This window comes from Actinocorallia lasiicapitis, assembly GCF_054778695.1.
Map to the genome: position 1 here is coordinate 1 of NZ_BAAGZI010000554.1, position 2,880 is coordinate 2,880.

At 74.9% G+C, this 2,880-nt stretch carries 2 protein-coding genes and 1 pseudogene; 2 read left to right on the forward strand and 1 reads right to left on the reverse strand.

The window, feature by feature from the left end:
* Together ACYVE7_RS31990 and thpR are read left to right on the forward strand one after the other, a co-directional pair.
* Nucleotides 1-1,150: TerD family protein (locus tag ACYVE7_RS31990; protein ID WP_460370048.1), on the forward strand; the 1,150-nt coding region annotated here is incomplete at its 5' end.
* Between the two features lies 1 nt (nt 1,151).
* On the forward strand, nt 1,152-1,703 hold the full coding sequence (gene thpR, locus ACYVE7_RS31995) for an RNA 2',3'-cyclic phosphodiesterase (RefSeq protein ID WP_460370050.1): 552 nt from the start codon (nt 1,152-1,154) through the stop codon (nt 1,701-1,703).
* On the opposite strand, the pseudogene ACYVE7_RS32000 reads toward thpR, so the two are convergent.
* A pseudogene (locus tag ACYVE7_RS32000) lies at nt 1,700-2,880 on the reverse strand (hypothetical protein); the annotation flags it as partial. The gene thpR and the pseudogene ACYVE7_RS32000 sit on opposite strands and share 4 nt — an antisense overlap.

Consider the following 2,880-nt stretch of genomic DNA (forward strand, 5'->3'; position numbering starts at 1 on the left):
CCAGCCCGCGCCGCCCCCGCCCGGCAGGCCGGCGCCCCCGCCACCGCCCCCGTCTCCGCAGGCCACGCCCGGCTGGTCGATTCCGCCCGGTTCCCCGGTGGGGCAGAGCCCGACGGCCGGAACCCCCGGCGCGCCGTCCGAACCACCGCAGGGGCTCCGCGAGGTCGCCTACACCGACCGGGTCTGGATGGTCTGGGAGGACGCGAGCCGCTCCCTGGAGTCCTACCGGTCGTCGATGGCGCACGCGCTGGCGATCCGCGACGACGAGGTGACGGGACGCGCCCCGGCCGGCCGGTCCCAGGAGCTCATGCGGGCGGCCACCGACCGGATGAACGCCGACATGGCACAGCTCGCCGGCGAACTCGTCCAGCAGGACACGCACGTCAGCGCCGAACTGGCGCCGTTCAGCTCGGCCCAGTGGCTCACCTGGGGCCCGGTCGAACGGCTCGGCCAGGGAGTCCTGCTCGGCACCCTGACCGCGCCCGAGACCACCGCCCTGAGCATTCCGCTGGTGCTGCGGATGCCGTGGCGCCGCTGCCTGTGGATCAACGAGGGGCCGCTGCCGCGCGACGCGGCCGCCTACGCCTGGTCGCTGGTCACCCGGTTCTTCGCGGCCGTCCCGCCGGGCAGTTCCGGGCTGGACGTCCTCGACGGCTCCGGCCTTTCGGGGGCGGGCTGGGTGAACTCCCTGTCGCCCGCCCTGACCGGCGGCGGCGTCGCCTACGGCCCCGGCCTGTCGGCCCGGCTCGACCAGCTCCTCAACCTGATCGACCTGCGGTCCGTCGGCGGCGACGACACCGCGCTGCTGGCGGGCGCCCCGCCCGTCCGGCTGGTGGTGCTGTTCGACGTCGGCGCGGCCCTGGAGCAGCACGGCGACAGGATCATGCGGCTGGTCGACGAGGGCCCCGCCGCGGGCGTCCCGGTGATCTGCGTGGCCGGCGACACCGCGACGGACTCCTCGGTCCGCGCCATGAAGATCAGGCAGTCGGCGAACTCGCTGCCGTCCGCCGAGGGCACCCTGTCGGACGCGTGGGTCGGCGGCGACTGGAACCTCACCCCCGACGTCCTCACCGACGGCTCCGCCCAGCAGGCGCCCGCCCTTCTGGCGCATGTGCTGTACGCGCACGCCCGTGCCATAGAGCGCGCCTGACATGCGGCTGTTCGCGGCGCTCGTCCCGCCGGACGAGATCCTCGACGAACTGGAGTCCTTCACCGCACCGCTCCGCAAGGAGTGGCCGGCCCTGCGCTGGGCGGACCGCGATCTCTGGCACGTCACCGTCGCGTTCTACGGTGATCTGGACGACGAGGCGCGCGAACGCCTGATCCCGCACCTCCAGCGGGCCGCCGCCCGGACCCCGGCGCTCGCCCTGTCGTTCGCGGGCGTCGGCGCGTTCCCCAGCGGCGGGGTGCACGCCAGGGTGCTGTGGACGGGCGTCTACGGGGATCGCAGGCCGCTGGCCAAGCTGGCGGCCTCGGCGTCGGCGGCGGGCCGTCACGCGGGCGTCCCACCCGACCAGAAGCCGTTCCGTCCCCATCTGACCTTGGCGCGCTGCCGCACCCCTCGCGACGTCCGCCCGCTGACCGAGCGGCTGGCCTCCTACGCGGGCCGTCCCTGGCAGGCCGCCACGGTCCAGCTGATCCGCAGCCACTTCCCCAAGCCCCGCTACGAGACCCTCGCGGTCTACCCGCTGCGCGCCGGCTAGATCTCGGGCGGCGGGCTGGCGGAACCGGCCGAATCGGGCGGGCCCCAGGGCAGGCCGTACTGCTCGCAGGCGCGGCGCAGCTCGGCGAGGTCGGGCGCGAAGGTCACCCGGCGCAGCACACGGCCCGCGGGCGACCAGACGACCAGGCGGGGGATCCCTTCGGCGCCGTGGTCGATGCCGACGCCGCCGACGGTCTCGCGCCGCAGCGACCAGTCGGTCTTGCCGAGCCGGCTGACCGACGCGATCCCATGGATGCTGATCTTGAGCTGGCTGCGGTTGCGGTCGAGGAGCCAGCCCGACGCCAGACCCACCACGATCCCGGCGGGCAGAGTCCAGATCAGGGCGGGGGACAGGTTCACGGCGAACCAGGTGGCCGTCAGGGCCAGCAGGAAGCCGAGCGCGCCCGTCATCCCGTACCCCCACAGCCGGGAGCGGGGCGTGGCGTCCAGGACGGCGCCGGGCCCGCCCTCGGGCGTCGGGAGCAGCACCGGATCGGCCGACAGCCCGCCGACGGCGCCGTGGAACGCGGCGCTCAGATACGCCTCGTACTCGGCGTCCGTGACGGGCAGGCCCGCCTGACGTGCCTGCTCGCGCAGATCGGTGCGGGCGATCCGGAGCGCCTTCAGCGGCGCGGCCAGGAACTCCTCGCCCTCGGCGTCGTAGACCCGCAGCCAGGCATGGCCGTCGACGGTCAGCAGTTCGATCACGCCGATCCGGTCGGCGGGCATCTTCAGCAGGACGTCCCCGGCCATGTCGGCCCAGCCGAGCCCGTCGTCGGCGACGACCAGCCGGCCGCCCGGCACCTGGGAGAAGATCTCCGGCAGCCCGTCGAGGCCGTACTCCGACGGCCGGGGCGCCGAGGGCGCGGTCGACACGACCTGGTAGCCGTGCTCGTCGAGGGTGTGGACGAGCTGGAACTCGTCCAGGCCGCGGGCGTTCAGCAGGGTCAGCACCCGGAGCCGGTGGTCGAAGACGACGGCCGTCAGCGGCGCGTAGTCGGGTTCCCCGCTCAGCGGGTTCAGCTCAGGGCCCGGCCCGACCAGCACGGCCCCGACCCGTTCGGCGGGCAGCCCCTGCAGTTCGGTCGCCGAGATCCGCCACTGGTTGGGCGCCGACCTGCGCAGCCTGCGCCGCGCCGCGTACAGCGCCGCCGACGCCGCCAGCGCCCACAGCGCCA

Coding starts and splice junctions, on each gene's coding strand:
- thpR (WP_460370050.1), top strand. CDS start 1,152: ATGCGGCTGTTCGCGGCGCTCGTCCCGCCGGACGAGATCCTCGACGAA.